The sequence below is a fragment of the Nocardia sp. NPDC050697 genome, assembly GCF_040654395.1.
GTDB lineage: Bacteria > Actinomycetota > Actinomycetes > Mycobacteriales > Mycobacteriaceae > Nocardia.
The window spans coordinates 627,041-644,087 of sequence record NZ_JBFAHY010000003.1; the positions used below are offsets into that span (position 1 = coordinate 627,041).

Sequence of the window (17,047 nt, forward strand, 5' to 3'; positions counted from 1 at the left end):
ATCTACGCCGCAGCGGCCTCAGCCGCCGCGCTTCTGCTCAGACTGCAGGTTGGCCATGATCTCGGCGACCGAGAGCCGCCGGGTCGACGGGTCCTCCTCGGTATCGGCCCTGCGGCGGCGGCGGGCGCTCGGGGTGCCGATCGCGCCGCCCGCGCCCTTGCCGGGGGTCCCGGCCGGATCGGCCGGATCGGCGGGCGGGGTGCTCGGCAGGCCGTAGGTGGAGGTGACGGCGGCGTCGGGGGCCACCGGCGAGCCGGAGACCGACGAGGTCGGGGTGCCGACCGAGGCGCGGGCCGGGTTCACCACCGGGCCGGTGGTGGCGCCCGCGGCCGGGTCGGGTGGCGCGGTGAGCCGCGACCCCGGCGGCCGGTCCGCGGTCGGCCACGCGCCCGCGGCCTTGCCGGTGGAGGCCTGGCCCGGCTTGGTCGCGGCGGGGCGCGAACCCGCGGCCGCGGTGGCGCCGGCCGGCTTACTCAGCCGCGGCGGCACCGCACGCTGCGGGCCGGTGCCTGCGTCGTCGTCCGGGCCGGGGGCCTGGCGGCCGGGGGTCTCGTCGGCGCCCTCCTCGGGCTTGACCTCCCACGGCCACTTGGGCTGCTCGGCGCCCTGCCCGGGCGGGGACCAGACGGTGGAGCCGTGCGGCGGGTCGGCGGGGGCCTCGGTGAAGGCGCCCGACCAGCCGGGAGCACGGTCCGGGTCCTCCTCCGGGACGGTCGCCGTCTCGGCGGTGACCGGCTCGTCGTAGGGGGTCGCGAAGCTCGGCGGGGTCGGGTGCCCCGGCTCGAAGACCGGGGTCGGCCACTCGGCATTCGACGAGCTACCGTTCGCCGCTCCGGCGGAGCGGCCCGGGAGTTCGTGCACCCGGGTGGCGTCGGCGTGCAGCGCGGGGCGTTGCCCCGGCAGATCGCCGTCGAAGAGCCGCTGCAGATTGGCGCGCAGCACGGCCAGCTCGCCGCGCAGCGCGGCCAGCTCGGCGGCGTCCGCCCCGACCTCGTGGCGGACCCGCGATTCGACGCCGAGCTCGTACTCGCGCCGGGCCGACACCTCGCGCTCCAGCTGCAGTTCGTACACGGTCTGCAGGTCACGGACCTTGGCCCGGTCGACCGACGATTCCTTGCGATATCGCGTGGCAGCGAGCGCGCCGATGGCCGCCGCCCAGAGCGCGGCGACCAGCCCGACCCGGACGTACTGCAGGCTGTTGCTGAAGACCAGAAAAATACTGGCAACCAGCCCGAGCAGGATCAGGATGCCGACGAAGAACTTTCCCGCATCATCCCGTCGTCGACGGGAAGCGCTGCTACGGGAGGGTAGAACCATGCCCGCAAGGGTAGCCGGGTTGCTCCGCACCGAACACCGCCGCGGTGATTATTTCCATTCGAAACGTTTGCTAAGTAGTTGCGGCATCATCGGTCGGGTCGTCGGGGGCGCGGCAGCAATACTCGAGCCACAGCGCCGCCGCGAGCAGGCAGAGCCCGGCGATCAGCCCGACCACCGCGCTCGGCGCGTCGGCCGCGGCGGCGTCGAGGGTGCCGCTGCGCGGGAAGACCCAGAGCAGGAAACCCAGCCAGATCCCGGACACCAGCGCACCGACCTGGATCGACGCCTTGGCCAGCGCCACCGCCCGCGCCGCGGTGATCGGGTGCAGCCGGCGCGGCCCCGCCCCGATCCGGTCGTCCTGCACCCGCTGCCGGATCACGAAGGCCAGCGCGACCTCGATCGCGGCGACCGGGTACAGCGACGCACCCGCGAACACCGAGATCGGCGGAAATCGCCCGTAGGCCACCCTGGTGATGATCCAGGTGGCGACGGCGGCGGTCAGCACGGTGACCACCAGATCGAAGACTCTGGCCGGTTTCAGCTTCACCGCGACCCCGCCGTCCCGAGGTCGTCGGCGGTGCGGTGCACGCCCTCGCGCTCGGCGTGGTCGAGTTCGGCCAGCCAGTCGCGCACCGGCCGGGTCGCCCCCTCCGCGGTGAGCACCGCGCCCGGCTCGACATCGAGCCAGGGCGCCAGCACGAAGGCGCGGCGGTGCGCCCGCGGGTGCGGCAGCGTGAGCCAGGGGTCGGCGCTGTGCACCGGCCCCGCCTCGGTGCCGCACCACACCACGTCGACGTCGAGCGTGCGCGGTCCCCAGTGCACCGCGCGCACCCGGCCCGCGGCGTCCTCCAGCGCGGCGCCGTGGCGCAGCCAGTCGGCGGGTTCGTAGGCCGGGTCGTCGGCGAGCAGCACGGCGTTCAGGAAGTCGTCCTGCTCGACCCCGCCCCACGGCGCGGTCCGGTACACCGGGGAGACCGCGGTGACCCGCCGCCCGAAACCGGCCACCACCGCGCGCAGCCGGGCGAGCCGGTCGCCGAGGTTGGAGCCGATGGAGAGCACCGCGCGGCTCATCCGCGCTCCCGGCGGGTGACCACCCTGACGTCGGCGAAGGTGTGCGGGATCGGCGCTGACGGCTTGTGCAGCACCACCTCGACGGCCTGCACCCTGGGGTCGGTCATGACGTCGTCGGCGATCTCGGTGACCACCGTCTCGATGAGGTTGCGCGGCGGGCCCTGCACGATCTCCACCGCGCGCCCGGCCAGCGCGCCGTAGTCGACGGTGGCGGCGAGGTCGTCGCTGGCGGCGGCCGCGGCGAAGTCGAGCCAGAGCGTCAGGTCGACGACGAACTCTTGGCCGTCCCTGCGCTCGTGCTCGAAGACGCCGTGCCTGCCGAAGGCGGTGAGGCCGCGCAGTTCGATGCGGGAGAGATCGGCTCGGGACATTCAGCGGACTCCAGGGGTGAGGGGCCGGGCGGCGCGCTGCCAGGCGTCGACCACGGCGATGGCATCGGCCGAGCCGCGCACGTCGTGCACCCGGACACCCCAGGCGCCGTGCTGCGCGGCCAGCGCGGAGATGGTGGCGGTGGCGGCCTCCCTGCCATCCGGCGGCCGCGGCCCGGCCGCGTCGCCGAGCAGGGTGCCGAGGAAGCGCTTGCGCGAGGCGCCGACCAGCACCGGGAGCCCCTGCGCGACCAGCTGCGGGAGCGCGGCGAGCAGCGCCCAGTTGTGCTCGGCGTTCTTGGCGAAGCCGAGCCCGGGGTCGAGCGCGATCCGGTCCGGACGCACCCCGGCCGCCAGCGCGAGCTCGACCTGGGCGGTGAGCTCGGCCAGCACCTCCGCGACCACGTCGTCGTAGTGGTCGGCCGGGCCGGTGTGCCGGAAGCCGGTGCTGCCCCGCCAGTGCATGAGGATCCACGGCACCCCGGCCGCCGCGACCACCCGGACCATGTCCGGATCGGCGCGGCCGCCGGAGACGTCGTTGACCACGGTGACCCCGGCCGCCAGCGCCGCCTCGGCGACGCCGGCCCGCATGGTGTCCACGCTGACCGGGACCCCGGCCGCGACCAGCCCCCTGATCACCGGGACCACCCGCGCCGCCTCGGTCTCCGGATCGACCCGGACCGCGCCCGGCCGGGTGGACTCGCCGCCCACGTCGACCAGGTCGGCGCCGGCCTCGAAGAGCGCGATGCCGTGCGCGACGGCGTGCTCCGGGTCCAGGTAGCGGCCGCCGTCGGAGAACGAGTCGCTGGTGACATTGACGACGCCCATCACCAGGCAGGAGCGGCCCCAGCGGGAGCCGATACCGGCGAGCCCGGTCACCGTGTGCTCACTTTCGCAGGATCAGGTCCAGGGCCTCGGAACGGGAGGCGGGGTTGGACTGCAGCATGCCGCGCAGCGCCGAGGTGGTGGTGCTCGCGCCCGGCTTGCGGATGCCGCGCATGGCCATGCACAGGTGCTCGGCCTCGATCACCACGATGGCGCCGCGCGGGTCCAGCTTGCGCATGAGGGCGTCGGCGATCTGGCTGGTCAGCCGCTCCTGCACCTGCGGGCGCTTGGCGTAGAGGTCGACCAGCCGGGCCAGCTTGGAGAGCCCGGTGACCCGGCCGTGCGGGCCGGGGATGTAGCCGACGTGCGCGACGCCGTGGAAAGCCACCAGGTGGTGCTCGCAGGTCGAGTACAGCGGGATGTCCCTGACCAGCACCATCTCCTGGTGCCCCTCGTCGAACGTCGTGTTCAGCACGGCGTCCGGATCCTGGTAGAGCCCGGCGAAGACCTCGCGGTAGGCCCGAGCCACCCGGGACGGCGTGTCCAGCAGCCCGGGGCGGTCGGGGTCCTCGCCGACGGCGATGAGCAGCTCGCGCACCGCGGCCTCGGCGCGTGGCTGGTCGAACGTGTTCCCGGTCGTCAGCGCGACCGCGTCGTCGGCGGGCACGTCGATGCGCACGCCGTCCTCGTTGATCAGGTCGACGGCGCTGCCGCTCGAACCATCACCGGCGCCGCCGTTCTGGCTGGCCGACTTCTCGTTGGCCGACATCACGGACACCTCCCAATCTCGGTGCGGGCAAAAGGCCCGAACACCCCCGTGGAGAGCCTAATGGGCCGCGGATCAGCGGCGACCGTTCGGTCCGTCCCAGTCCGAACTCTCCTGGTGACCCTCGTCACCGGGGTAGCGGCCCTGTTCACCGGGGTAGCCCTGGTCGTACCCGGGCTCCGAGCCGTAGCCGGGCTCGCCCTGGTACCCGCGGCCCTGCCCCTCCCGGCTCCACGGCCTGGCGCCGGGGCGCTGCTCGCCGGGGCCGTACGGGTTGCCCTGGCGCGGGTCGTCTTCGCGCGGCGGCCAACCGGGGGCCGACCAGCCGGCGGGTGCGCCGTAATCCGGGCGCGAACCGTGCGTTCCGGTGGCGCCGGCGCCGGGCCTGCCGTACCCCTGGCCCTGCGGCTGCCCGGGCGGGCGTCCGCCCTGGTACCCCTGCGGCCTGCCCTGATACCCGGCGGGGGCGGCGCCGTTCGGCACTGCCGGGCCACCGTTGGCACCGGCGTGCGCGCCGCTCGGCTGCCGCGCGGGCAGCGAGGCGATGGGCTCGGGCGGCCACTTCTCGCCGCGCTCGGCAGCCAGCTCGCCCGGGGTCTTGACCGGCGGCTTGTCCGAGGGGACGCGCTCGCCGAAGTCGTTGAAGGCGGTGATCCGCGGCCGCTTCTCCACCTGCGTGAAGATCTCGGCCAGGTCCTTCCGGTGCAGCGTCTCCCGCTCCAGCAGCGCGGTGGCGAGGACGTCGAGCACGTCGCGGTACTCGTTCAGGATCGACCACGCCTCGGTGTGCGCGGCCTCGATCAGGTTGCGCACCTCCTCGTCGATGGCGCCTGCGACCTCGTGCGAGTAGTCCGACTGGGTGCCCATCGAGCGGCCGAGGAAGGGATCGCCCTGCTCCTGGCCGTACCGAACGGCACCGAGCCGAGCGCTCATGCCGTACTCGGTGACCATCGCCCTGGCGATCTTGGTGGCCTGGTCGATATCGGAGGAGGCGCCGGTGGTCGGCTCGTGGAACACCAGCTCCTCGGCGGCACGCCCGCCCATCGCCATGACCAGCCTGGCGATCATCTCGGAGCGGGTCATCAGCCCCTTGTCGTCCTCGGGCACGGTCATGGCGTGGCCGCCGGTGCGGCCGCGGGCCAGGATGGTGACCTTGTAGACCGGCTCGATATCCGGCATCGCCCAGGCGGCGAGGGTGTGCCCGCCCTCGTGGTACGCGGTGATCTTCTTCTCGTGCTCGCTGATGATCCGGCTCTTCCGGCGCGGGCCGCCGATGACCCGGTCCACCGACTCCTCCAGCGCCTCGCCGGTGATCACCGAGCCGTTCTCGCGCGCGGTGAGCAGCGCGGCCTCGTTGATCACATTGGCGAGGTCGGCGCCGGACATGCCGACGGTGCGCTTGGCCAGCCCGTCCAGATCGGCCTCCGGCGCGATCGGCTTGCCCTGCGAGTGCACCCGCAGGATGGCGCGGCGCCCGGCCAGATCCGGGTTGCCCACCGGGATCTGCCGGTCGAAGCGGCCGGGGCGGAGCAGCGCGGGATCCAGGATGTCCGGCCGGTTGGTGGCCGCGATCAGGATGATGCCGGTGCGATCGCCGAAGCCGTCCATCTCGACGAGCAGCTGGTTCAGCGTCTGCTCGCGCTCGTCGTGGCCGCCGCCGAGCCCGGCGCCGCGCTGGCGCCCGACCGCGTCGATCTCGTCCACGAAGATGATGCAGGGGCTGTTCTGCTTGGCCTGCTCGAACAGGTCGCGCACCCGGGAGGCGCCGACGCCGACGAACATCTCGACGAAGTCCGATCCGGAGATGGTGAAGAACGGCACCCCGGCCTCGCCCGCGACCGCCCGCGCCAGCAGCGTCTTACCGGTGCCGGGCGGGCCGTAGAGCAGCACGCCCTTCGGGATCTTGGCGCCGAGCGCCTGGTAGCGCACCGGGTTCTGCAGGAAGTCCTTGATCTCGTAGAGCTCCTCGACCGCCTCGTCCGCGCCCGCGACATCGGCGAAGGTGGTCTTCGGCATGTCCTTGCTGAGCTGCTTGGCCTTGGACTTGCCGAAGCCCATCATCCCGCCGCGGCCGCCGCCCTGCATGCGCGCCATGACGAAGATGAAGAGGCCGAGCAGGATCACCATCGGCAGCACGAACAGCAGGATCTGGGTGAACCAGCTCTCCTGCTTGACCACCGTGTTGTACGGGGCGCCGGACTGCCGCACCGCGTCGAAGATCTGCGCGGAGGTCTCGCTGCCGCCGGGGTACTTGGTGAGGATCCTGGACTCGCCGCCGGTCGCGTCGTTGCCGTTGTTCAGCTCGATCCGGAGCTGCTGCTCCCGGTCGTCGATCTGCACGTTCTTGACGTTCGGCTTGTCCGCCAGCTGGCTGAGGGCCACCGAGGTGTCGACGCTCTTCCAGCCGCGGGTGTCGTTGCCGAACCAGCTGAACGCGTAGATGACCAGCAGAATGCCCGAGACGATGGCCAGGGTGCGGAACACTGTCTTGCGGTTCATAGAGCGTAGGCCGGGCGGCCAGTCCTTTCCGGTGTCTCCGGTTCGTGCCTAGCGATGCGGGCTCCCGCGCGCGCCACCCCGCTCCGCCCGCCGTTCCGGCCGGGGTTCGGATGCGGATATGCCACGTTACCGCGTACGGTCTACTCGCATACATCGCACAGTTCGGCTGCCAGGTGCAGTCGACGTGGTAAACGGCCGGGGAGCCGCATTGGTTCCCGAGGAGCCCCGTCCGGCTTATTGCAAGTGGCAACAATCATGGCACGCCCGGCCTATGGTGAGCGACGACACAGCCGCGCCGACCACCGGCCGGAGCGGCGAATCGCGTGGCCAGCGCAGTACCCCGGGCGCGCGAGCGGACCGAACGAGCGCAGGGGGTATGGACATAGTCGAGTTACGGACGCCCACCGCGATCCTGCGGCACGGACGCGGCCGGCTGGTGGTGTTGCGACCGGGGACCGAGGGCGAGCGAGTCCTCGACGTCCCCATCTCCGACCTGCTCAAGGCACGGTTGAACCGGCGCGCCGACGATGCCGTCGTGATCGAGATCTACCTGCGCGACCCGGCGCCGCTGCTGGTCGGCGTGCCCGCCGACCGCACCCCGCTGCCGGTGCTGATCGCCGAGCACGACGTGCCCGCCGCCACCGAGATCGTCGCCCAGCTGAACACCCAGATCCTGGCCGCGCGCCGGGTCGAGATCGAGCAGCCGGACCTGGAGCCGCCCGCCCCCACCTGGGGCCGCACCGGCCCCGCGCGCGCGGATGTCGACGCGGCCACCCAGCGGATGACGCCGCGGCGCGGCGCCGGGCAGGCGGTCGCGGCGCTGCAGCGCTACGTGACCCCGGACGAGTACCTGCTGGAGACCGCGGTGGTCGCGGCGCGGGTGCCGGACGCCGGTCAGGGGCTGATCGCGGCGACCACCACCAGGCTGCTCTTCATCGCGCTCGACCTGAAGGTCGCGCACGAGCTGCCGATCCCGGCGGTGCTCTGGGCGCGCACCGGCGCCGATCGGGAGAGCGACGTGCGCACCCTGCTCTCGGTGCACGACGGCTTCCTCACGCTGGAGTTCGTCGCGGGCGAGCGGGCCGACCTGGAGCGGATGGCGCGCGCGGTGAACTTCGCGGTCCGGCTGGAGGCGGCGCACGGCGCCATCGCCCCGCCGGATCCCGGCGTCTCCACGCTCTACGCGGAGTGGGAGCTGCTGGTGGAGCGGCACTCGCTCGGCATGGTGGACGAGAGCCAGTTCCAGCGCTTCGGCCGCGGCATCCTGCGCTCGCTGCCGGACCGCTGCTGAGCTACTCGCCGACGGCGGCGTCCTGCGGCTCCGGGCGGGGGTGCAGGGCGACCCGCCGCCACGGGCTGGTCGGGCGGGTCCAGAGCCGGAGCAGCTCCATCCTGCGGTCGACGCCGCCGTCCTTGAGCACGGCGAGGTCCTCGCAGGCCTGCCAGTAGGTCCAGCCGGCCAGGTAGGCGTCGCCGAACTGGCGCCAGTTGCGGTACTTGCGCTGGGCCAGCGGCAGCGCGCGGGCCATGTAGCTCCAGGCGACGTCGGCCTCCAGGTAGCCGGCGGTGAAGGCCATTCTGGCCACCGCCGTCACCCTGGCCAGGTCCCAGGCGTGGATGCAGGTGGCGACCGGCCGGGCCAGGTGCGAGGTGAAGCCGATCTTGATCGCCTGACACCAGATGTCGTAGTCGCGGACCAGCGCCTCCGGGTTCTCCATGCCGCGGAAGGCCGCCACCTGCCGGAGGAAGGCGCGGTGCCGGTCGGCGCGCTCGCCGAAGCGGTCCCGCTCCCCGGCGGTCAGCGCCGCGGTGACCAGCGGGTGCACCAGCGCGTAGAGCGGGGCGTGCATCCCCTTGAGCAGCTGCTCCATCGAGGCCTGCGCCTCGGTGCCGTCGGTGATGCCCCAGGCCCCGGTGAGGGTGTCGATGGCGAGCTCGCGGCGGTCGCCGAGCGGGTGCTCGCGCTCCGGGCCGAGCAGCAGCCCGTCGTGGAAGGCGTCCCAGCGGGCGGAGTAGAAGGCGCCGAGCGCGAGCGCCCGCAGCCGGTCGTCGTCCAATTGCGCCCCGGACCAGTGGTCCTCCTCGCGATTGTCCAGCTCCTCGTACGGAAAGGGTGTCAGAGTCGCTTTACCGCGGGAAGACATACGCCGAGTCTAGGGGCTCCCCTACAGGTCGCTGGTTCAGTTGCGCTTCTTGGCCTGACCTCGGGCGTGCCAGGGGGCTAATGTGCATCCATGTGTAGAAACATCACCGTCCTGCGTGGCCTGGAACCCGCCGCCACCGAGCAGGAGATCTATGCTGCCGCACTGCAGTACGTGCGCAAGGTCGGTGGTGTCTCCGGCCTGAGCAGCACCACCAAGCCGGCGGTCGACCGGGCGGTCGCGGCCATCGCGGCGGCGACCACCCAGCTGCTCGCCGAGCTGCCGGACCGCAGGGTGCCGCCGAGCACCGACCCGCCGCTGCGCCGGATCGCCGCGCGCGAGGCCGCGGAGAACGGCGCCGAGTAGCACTCAGTCCAGCGCGCCGGGGCCGTAGGCCGCGACGCAGGTGAGCGCGACCTCCAGCGCCAGCCCGCGCTCCTCCACCGGATGCCCCAGCAGCTCCTCGACCCGCTGGATCCGGTAGCGCACGGTGTTCTTGTGCACCCCGAGCTGCCGCGCGGTCGCCTCCGGGCTGCGCTGGTGGCGCAGGTAGGCGTGCAGCGTCTCGCGCAGCCGGATGGTGGCGGCGTCCCGTCCGGCGAGTGCCCGCAGCTCGCGCCGCACCAGCCCGCGCATGGCCGCTCGGTCCACCCCGGCCAGGTACGCGATCTCCACCGCCCGGTACCCCGTGACCGGAGCCCCCGAGCGCTCGGCCACCTGCCGCGCCGAGACCGCCTCCCGATGCCCGCGCCGGAACCCGGCGGCGGCCGGGGCGGGCACCCCGAACGCCACCCGCACCGGCGGCTCCAGCTCCGCCGCTGCCAGCAGCAGCGGCTCCTCCGGTCCGGCCAGCCTCGCGGCCTGGGCGTCGTCCAGCCCGGCCCACGCCCACATGCCGCTGGCCCCGGAGGCCACGGTGAGCAGCCGGTTGCTGCCGAGCGCGGCGGCGATCCGGTGCGCCACCCGGTCCAGCCCGCCGATCACATCGCCCTCGCCGCCGAAGGGCTCGTCGCTCCAGAGCACGAAGGCCAGGTGCTGCTGGTTCAGCCGGTAGCCGAGCCGCACCGCGGCCTGCTCCGGGTCGACGTCGTCGCCGGCCAGCAGCGCGCGCACCGTCTCGGCCCTGCGGTTCAGCACGGCGCGCAGCACCTGCTCGCGCTCGGCCAGGTAGGTCTCGGTGAGCAGCTCGACCGAGGTGTTCACCCAGCGGGTGGCGCGCTCGAAGGTGCGGACCAGCACGGTGCGCTCGATCTCCGGCGGCGCCTGCCGCTCCTCGAAGGATTCGCGCAGGTAATCCAGGACCGCCTCCAGCCCGACGTGGTAGGTCCGGAGCAGCAGCCGCAGGTCGTAGCCGCGCTGCGCGATGGTGCGGGCCAGCGCGTGCACCTCCTCCGGCAGCGGGACGTCGAAGCTGTCGCTGGTCAGCCCGCCGAGCATGAGCCGGGCGTGCGCCCTCGTGCTCGCGGTGAGGTCGCGCCGGATGTCGTGGTCGCGCAGCTCGGGCACCCGGTCCACGATCACCGCGTCCAGCCGCTCGACCACCTGGTCGAGGGTCTGCGTGCGCATGGTCTCGAAGGCGTACTCGGCCAGCCAGTCCCTGATGATCTCGTCGCGCGTGCCGGAAGACATCCGCCGCTCCCTCTTTTGTGCCGCTGACACAAACCGGCGCCGTCCCGTTGACGGATCGGGCCAAGAATGTCGCCCTCGATTGTGTCACCCTCATAGGTCAGTGAGCTGATTCACAGCGGATTCCGCAGTACACGACGAGGTGGGAGTACAGCCGTGACCAATACCGAGGCCGAGACACCGGCGATCGAGGTCCGCAATCCGGGCACCGGCGACCTGGTCGGCACCGTGCCGGACCAGACCGCCGACGAGGTGGCCGCGGCCGTCAGGGAGTTGCGGCTGTTCCAGCCCGAGTGGGAGGCCATCGGCGCCGACGGGCGCAAGGAATGGCTGATGAAGCTGCAGGACTGGATCATCGACAACACCGAGCAGCTGGCCGACGTGCTGCAGTCGGAGACCAGCAAGCCGCGCGCCGACGCGCTCATCGACCCGGCCTTCGCCACCGACCTGATCGGCTTCTACGCGCGCCGGGCGGGCAAGTTCCTGGCCGACGACCACCCCTCCCCGCACAGCCCGCTGGCCCGGGTCAAGCGGCTCACCACGGTGTACTCGCCGTACCCGGTGGTCGGCGTGATCACCCCGTGGAACTTCCCGCTGGCGATGCCCGCGCTGGACGTCATCCCGGCGCTGGCCGCGGGCGCCGCCGTCGTGCTCAAGCCGTCCGAGGTCACCCCGCTCTCCGCGCTGGAGCTGGCCCGCGGCTGGGCCGAGATCGGCGCCCCGCCGGTCTTCGCGGTGGTCACCGGTGGCGGCGCGACCGGCGCCGCGGTGGTGGAGAACGCGGACTACATCCAGTTCACCGGCTCCACCGCGACCGGCAAGAAGATCGCCGCGGCCTGCGTCGAGCGGCTGGTGCCGTACAGCCTGGAGCTGGGCGGCAAGGACCCGGCGATCGTGCTGGCCGACGCCGACCTGGACCGCGCCGCGCACGGCGTCGCCTTCGGCGGCATGTTCAACTCCGGGCAGGTCTGCATCTCGGTGGAGCGGGTCTACGTCGAGGCGCCGGTGTACGACGAGTTCGTCGCCAAGCTCACCGACGCGGTCGCGAACCTGCGGCAGGGGCTGGACGGCAGGGAGTCGAAGCACGACGTCGGCGGGCTGGCCAACGAGGCGCAGGTGGCCATCGTGCAGCGGCACATCGAGGAGGCCGTCGCGGCCGGGGCGCGGGTGGCCACCGGCGGGCAGCGCACCGGCCAGGGCACGCTCTTCCAGCCGACGGTGCTGCTCGACGTGGACCACTCCATGTCCTGCATCCGCGAGGAGACCTTCGGCCCGACGCTGCCGGTGGTCAGGGTGGCCGACGAGGCCGAGGCGATCCGGCTGGCCAACGACTCCCAGTACGGCCTCTCCGCCTCGGTCTGGACCGCCGACAAGGCCCGCGGCGAGCGGGTCGCCCGGCAGCTGAACGCGGGCGCGGTGAACATCAACGACGTCTTCGCCAACCTCTTCAACTTCGCGCTGCCCATGGGCGGCTGGAAGCAGTCCGGGATCGGCGCGCGCTGGGGCGGCGCGGCCGGCGTCCGGAAGTACTGCAGGCAGAAGGCGATCACCACCCCGCTGCTGCCGACCACGCAGAAGGAACTGACCTGGTTCCCGTACCAGATGCCGAAGCTCATGGTCGCGCTCGGCGCCATGCGCGCGGCGGGGGCCCGCGGCAGGCGCCGCTTCGACCTGGCCACCGTCCGCAAGATCCAAGGAGGAGACAAGTGAGCACTGCCGTCCGCGGCAAGGTCGTCGTGATCACCGGCGGGGCGCGCGGCATCGGCCTCGCGACCGCCCGCACACTGCGCGAGCAGGGGGCGAAGATCGCGATCGGCGATATCGACGAGACCACGGTCAAGCAGTCCGGCACCGACCACGACTTCGAGGTCTACGGCAAGCTCGACGTCACCGACGCGGAGTCGTTCACCCGCTTCCTCGACGAGGTGGAGCGCGAGCTCGGCCCGATCGACGTGCTGATCAACAATGCCGGGATCATGCCGACCGGGCGGCTGGTGGACGAGCCGGACGCGCTCACCCGCCGCATCCTGGACATCAATGTCTACGGCGTGATCCTCGGCTCGAAGCTGGCGGCGGCCCGGATGCTGCCGCGCGGCAGCGGCCACGTCATCAATATCGCCTCGCTGGCCGGCGAATCGCACATCCCCGGGCTCGCCACCTACAACGCCAGCAAGCACGCGGTGCTCGGCTTCACCGACACGCTGCGCGAGGAGTACCGCGGCACCGGGCTGCACTTCTCCTCGGTGCTGCCGACGCTCACCAAGACCGAGCTCGGCTCCGGGGTCAGCACGCCGAAGGTGATGCCGCCCGCCGAGCCGGAGGAGATCGCCGCGGCCATCGCCGCGCTGATCGTCAAGCCGAAGTCCAAGGTGCGGGTGACGAAGGTGGCGGGGGCGATCTCCCGGATCGTCAACTTCCTGCCGGAGGCGGCGGGCGACGCCATCGCCCGCTCGCTCGGCGCCTCGCACACCTTCCTGGAGGACGTGGACAGCGAGCAGCGCAAGGCGTACGAGGACCGGGCCCGCACCGTCTGACCGGCTTGACACGGACCACGCAGCCCTCTGTGATATATATCACAGAGGGCTGCGCCACTTCCGTCGAGGCGTCACATCATCGGACGTCACTGCCCGGTCGCCGGGTTCGCGCGCCGGTCGCGGCCTTGCAAGCGCAACCCCGCCGACCCTTCCATCGCGCCTGGTCAATCCGGTGCGGTCGACCACCGAGTTGGACGGACGTCCGAATGCCCGACGTTCGCTCGACTCGGCGTGCGGGAGACCGATTCGCCCCATATGCTCTTGCTAACAAACCTGACGACTGTTTTTCTGCGCCAGTTCGGACTTCACGGCTCGATTAGGCTGGAAATCAGACACGGATTCTGATAGCAAAGAGCTATGGACCCGCACTTGCGCGATCTGCGGTATTTCGTCGCCGTCGCTGAGGAATTGCATTTCACGAACGCCGCTCAGCGGCTGCACATCGCACAGCCGACCCTGTCGCGGCAGATCCGCCAGCTGGAACGTCAGCTGGATGTGGTGCTCTTCGATCGCAATCAGCGCAGCGTCGCGCTGACCGTCGCGGGCAAGGAGCTGCTCGACGGCGCCCGCAAGATCCTCGAACTCTGGGAGAACACCAACGCCTCGCTGCAGGAGGCGGGCGAGGTGCTGCGGGTCGGGATCCAATCGGCGCTCGGCCGCGGGCTGCTCAACGAGCTGGAATCGGCCAGCGGGCACCGGCTCGCGCTGCACGCCGCCTCCTGGACCGACGGCTCCAGCGGGCTCGCGGGCAGGCAGGCCGATCTCGCGCTGGTCTGGCTCCCGCTCCCGGACCCGAACCGCTACCGCTGGCAGGTGCTGCGCAGCGAGCCGCGCTGGGTGCTGCTGCCGGAGACGCACCCGCTCGCCGATCAGGACCGGATCGAGTTCGCCGAGATCGCCGACGAGATCTTCGTCGCGCTGCCCGCCGAGGCGGGCGCGGTGCGCGACTTCTGGGTCGGCAACGACGCCAGGCACGGCCGCCAGGCCAGGATCGGCGCCGAGGCGACCACCCCGGAGGACCGGCTGGAGGCGGTGAGCCTCGGCCTCGGGGTCTGCCTGCTCGCCGAGAACAACGTGCCGATGTACCGCTGGCCCGGGCTGGCGGCGCGGCCGGTGGCCGGGCTGCCCCCGTGCGAGCTCGCGGTGGCCTGGCGGGCCGACGATTCCCGCCCGACCATCCTGGAGTTCGCCGCGCGGGCCACCGAGGGTGGCTTCGCCGGACGTCCGGCGGCACTGGCGGGTTGATCGATCGGGCCGGCGGGGCGCGAGCGCGATAAGCTTTTCCCGGGCTCGATTCCTGCCCGGTGCCCCGCCCGTGGGCGCGCGGGTACCCCGGGCAGGGGCATCGGAGCAGGGCCGTCCCAGCCGTGGCAGCCCACCGGGCAGCGCCACCGGAACAGAAGGCCGTCGAGAGCATGAGCGCCGATTCGCAACCGAACCCCGGGCTGGGGGCGGGTCCACCGAGCGGTACCAACACCGACACCAGGGTCGCCGCCTTCGCCGCGGCCTGGGAATCGGCGGTGCTCGCCGCCGCGGGCCCGCCGGTGCTCGCCGACTACCTGCCGGACGCCGCCACCCTGCGCCGCGAAGCGCTGGTCGAGCTGATCCGCGTCGACCTGTGGGAGCGCTGGGTCGGGCGCAGCGCCGCCGAGCACACCCGCAAGCACCTGCGCGACTACTGCGGCGAGTTCGACGAGCTCGATCCGGCCGCGCTACCCGCCGAACTCATCTACGAGGAGTTCGTGATCCGCAGGCACAGCGGCGAGCGGCTCGACCCCGGCCAGTGCCTGAGCGAGCACCCGGCGCAGGCGGGCGCGCTGCGCGCGCTGCTCAACGCCGACGAGCCGGACCAGAGCACCCGCAGGGCCACCCCGCCCGAGCCGGACGCCACCCAGGCGGTGAACCAGGAGACGGTGCTGCACCGTGGTACCGCGGTGCCCCGAGCAGACCTGACCGGAACCGCGACCGCACTGCCGAGCACGCCATCGTCGGGCATCGCCGACGCGGGCCGCCTCGACATCCTCGACCGCATCGAGGTCGGGCGGAGCATCGACGACTTCGACCTGCTCACCGGGCTCGGCAGCGGCGCCTTCGCGCGGGTCTTCCTGGCCCGCCAGCGGTCGCTGCAGCGGCTGGTCGCGGTGAAGATCTCGGCCGACCACGGCACCGAGCCGCAGACCCTGGCCCAGCTGGACCACGACTACATCGTCCGGGTCTTCGACCAGCGGCTGCTCGACACCGAGCCCGGCGATCGGGCGGCCCGCCGGCTGCGCCTGCTCTACATGCAGTTCCTGCCCGGCGGCACGCTGCTCGGGGTGCTGCGCTGGGTGCGCGCCACCCCGGAGGCCGACCGCTCCGGCCGGCTGCTGCTGGACGCGGTGGACGCGGCCATGGAGGAGAAGGGCGAGATCCGGCCGACCGATTCCAGCGTCCGGGCCGAGATCGCCGCGCTGAGCTGGCCGGAGACGGTGGCCTGGCTGGGCAGGCGGCTGGCCGAGGCGCTGGACTACGCGGCCGAGCACGGCGTGCTGCACCGCGACGTCAAACCGGCCAATGTGCTGCTCACCGCCGAGGCGGTGCCGAAGCTGGCCGACTTCAACATCAGCTTCAGCCGCAATGTGGAGGGCACCAGCCCGGTGGCCTACTTCGGCGGCTCGCTGGCCTACATGTCGCCGGAGCAGCTGGAGGCCTGCCACCCCGGCATGGACCGCACCGCCGCCGACCTGGACACCCGCAGCGACATCTACTCGCTCGGCGTCGTCCTGTGGGAGCTGCTCACCGGTGCCAAGCCGTTCGACGACAGCACCGCGGAGGCGGACGGCCACGGCGACGACACCACCTTCGAGGCCATGCTGGAGCGCCGCGTCCGCGGCCTGGAGACCACCGCGCTGAACCGGGTGCCGCCCGGCACCCCGACGGCGCTGCTCCGCATCCTGCGCACCTGCCTCGACCCGGACCGGGACCGGCGCTGGTCCAGCGGGGCCAACCTGGCCAAGCAGTTCGAGCTGTGCCTCGACCCGAGGGCGCGGGAGCTGGTCGACCCGGCGCCGGAGAGCTGGCGGGTCCGGCTGCGGGCCTGGCTGATCCCGGTGCTGACCATCGCGGTCGGCGTGCCGAACGTGCTGGCCTCGCTGTACAACATCCACCACAACCAGAACCTGATCGTGGCGCGGATGACCGAGGAGTCGCAGCGCACCTTCACCGCCGCCACCGGCACGGTCAACGCGGTCTTCTTCCCGCTCGGCTTCCTGCTGCTGGTGTACCTCTCGCGCACCCTGGTCGCGGTGTCGTCCGGGCTGCGGCACGGCCGCAGGTACGACGTGGCGACGCTGCGCCGGGCCAGGGACCAGACGCTCGCCTTCGGCGACCGCGCGGTGGTGATCCCCTTCGCCATGTGGGTGATCGCGGGGATCACCTTCCCGTTCACGCTCTGGCTCGCCACCGGCGATATCGACGGCGGGGCGGTGGTGCACTTCCTGGCGTCGCTGGTGGTGTGCGGCGCGATCGCCGTCTCGTACCCGTTCTTCCTCGCCAACTTCTACCTGGTGCGCTGCATCTACCCGATCTTCCTCCGGCACGGCGCGGTGGACGAGAGCGACGCGGTGCGGCTGCGCGGGCTGGGCCGGCGCAGCACCCGCTACCTGGCGGCGGCCGCCTCGGTGCCGCTGCTCGCGGTGGCCGGGGTGACCTTCCTGCCGCCGCAGGACATCCCGTCGGTGATCGTGGCGGTGCGGGTGCTCTGCGTCGGCGGCATCGTCGCCTTCATCGGCTCCTACGTGCTGTTCCGCGCGCTGGAGGCGGATCTGAAGGCGCTGGAGCGGGTCGTGGCGCCCACCGAGCCGGATTAGGCCCTGTCTCGGAGTCCGGCCGGATGCATCCGTGGCTCGGATCGCCGCCTGG

General features: G+C 72.5%; 15 protein-coding genes. 6 read left to right on the forward strand and 9 right to left on the reverse strand.

Annotated elements, in window-relative coordinates; genetic code table 11:
* Positions 1 to 18: 18 nt before the first annotated feature.
* From AB0H71_RS14790 to ftsH, 7 genes are all read right to left on the reverse strand, one after another.
* Positions 19 to 1,317: a DUF6779 domain-containing protein gene (locus tag AB0H71_RS14790; RefSeq protein ID WP_357019948.1), complete on the reverse strand. Its 1,299-nt coding sequence runs from the start codon at positions 1,315 to 1,317 to the stop codon at positions 19 to 21.
* A 70-nt stretch (positions 1,318 to 1,387) separates the two neighbouring features.
* Positions 1,388 to 1,858: a DUF3180 domain-containing protein gene (locus tag AB0H71_RS14795; RefSeq protein ID WP_357020402.1), complete on the reverse strand. Its 471-nt coding sequence runs from the start codon at positions 1,856 to 1,858 to the stop codon at positions 1,388 to 1,390.
* A gap of 2 nt (positions 1,859 to 1,860) precedes the next feature.
* Positions 1,861 to 2,388, reverse strand: coding sequence for a 2-amino-4-hydroxy-6-hydroxymethyldihydropteridine diphosphokinase (gene folK / locus AB0H71_RS14800; RefSeq protein WP_357019950.1), 528 nt, complete (start codon positions 2,386 to 2,388; stop codon positions 1,861 to 1,863).
* Positions 2,385 to 2,759, reverse strand: a complete 375-nt coding sequence (gene folB, locus AB0H71_RS14805; RefSeq protein WP_357019953.1) for a dihydroneopterin aldolase — start codon at positions 2,757 to 2,759, stop codon at positions 2,385 to 2,387. Before folB ends, folK begins: the two co-directional genes overlap by 4 nt.
* Positions 2,760 to 3,584, reverse strand: coding sequence for a dihydropteroate synthase (folP, locus tag AB0H71_RS14810; protein ID WP_357020405.1), 825 nt, complete (start codon positions 3,582 to 3,584; stop codon positions 2,760 to 2,762). It abuts the gene before it with no gap.
* Between the two features lie 58 nt (positions 3,585 to 3,642).
* Positions 3,643 to 4,275, reverse strand: a complete 633-nt coding sequence (gene folE, locus AB0H71_RS14815) for a GTP cyclohydrolase I FolE (RefSeq protein ID WP_357020407.1) — start codon at positions 4,273 to 4,275, stop codon at positions 3,643 to 3,645.
* Positions 4,276 to 4,422: 147 nt separating this feature from the next.
* Positions 4,423 to 6,846, reverse strand: coding sequence for an ATP-dependent zinc metalloprotease FtsH (gene ftsH / locus AB0H71_RS14820; RefSeq protein WP_357019956.1), 2,424 nt, complete (start codon positions 6,844 to 6,846; stop codon positions 4,423 to 4,425).
* 376 nt (positions 6,847 to 7,222) lie between these two features.
* On the opposite strand from ftsH, the gene AB0H71_RS14825 reads away from it, so the two are divergent.
* Positions 7,223 to 8,137: a hypothetical protein gene (locus AB0H71_RS14825; RefSeq protein WP_357019959.1), complete on the forward strand. Its 915-nt coding sequence runs from the start codon at positions 7,223 to 7,225 to the stop codon at positions 8,135 to 8,137.
* Position 8,138: 1 nt separating this feature from the next.
* Here AB0H71_RS14825 and AB0H71_RS14830 read toward each other — a convergent pair whose 3' ends face one another.
* On the reverse strand, positions 8,139 to 8,990 hold the full coding sequence (locus AB0H71_RS14830) for a DUF1266 domain-containing protein (RefSeq protein WP_357019962.1): 852 nt from the start codon (positions 8,988 to 8,990) through the stop codon (positions 8,139 to 8,141).
* A gap of 90 nt (positions 8,991 to 9,080) precedes the next feature.
* Here AB0H71_RS14830 and AB0H71_RS14835 point away from each other — a divergent pair, with 90 nt between their 5' ends.
* Entirely contained in the window at positions 9,081 to 9,353 is a 273-nt protein-coding gene (locus AB0H71_RS14835) for a DUF2277 domain-containing protein (RefSeq protein ID WP_357019965.1), read from the forward strand.
* A 3-nt stretch (positions 9,354 to 9,356) separates the two neighbouring features.
* Here AB0H71_RS14835 and AB0H71_RS14840 read toward each other — a convergent pair whose 3' ends face one another.
* Positions 9,357 to 10,616 (reverse strand): helix-turn-helix domain-containing protein, encoded by a 1,260-nt coding sequence (locus tag AB0H71_RS14840; RefSeq protein WP_357019967.1) that lies wholly within the window; start codon positions 10,614 to 10,616, stop codon positions 9,357 to 9,359.
* Positions 10,617 to 10,769: 153 nt separating this feature from the next.
* Here AB0H71_RS14840 and AB0H71_RS14845 point away from each other — a divergent pair, with 153 nt between their 5' ends.
* From AB0H71_RS14845 to AB0H71_RS14860, 4 genes are all read left to right on the forward strand, one after another.
* Positions 10,770 to 12,323, forward strand: a complete 1,554-nt coding sequence (locus AB0H71_RS14845; protein ID WP_357019970.1) for an aldehyde dehydrogenase family protein — start codon at positions 10,770 to 10,772, stop codon at positions 12,321 to 12,323.
* Positions 12,320 to 13,147, forward strand: a complete 828-nt coding sequence (locus tag AB0H71_RS14850; protein WP_357019973.1) for an SDR family oxidoreductase — start codon at positions 12,320 to 12,322, stop codon at positions 13,145 to 13,147. The genes AB0H71_RS14845 and AB0H71_RS14850 overlap by 4 nt, the downstream gene beginning before the upstream one ends.
* Positions 13,148 to 13,504: 357 nt before the next feature.
* Positions 13,505 to 14,392, forward strand: a complete 888-nt coding sequence (locus tag AB0H71_RS14855) for a LysR substrate-binding domain-containing protein (RefSeq protein ID WP_357019976.1) — start codon at positions 13,505 to 13,507, stop codon at positions 14,390 to 14,392.
* 170 nt (positions 14,393 to 14,562) lie between these two features.
* Positions 14,563 to 16,995, forward strand: coding sequence for a serine/threonine-protein kinase (locus AB0H71_RS14860; protein WP_357019979.1), 2,433 nt, complete (start codon positions 14,563 to 14,565; stop codon positions 16,993 to 16,995).
* Positions 16,996 to 17,047: the final 52 nt, after the last annotated feature.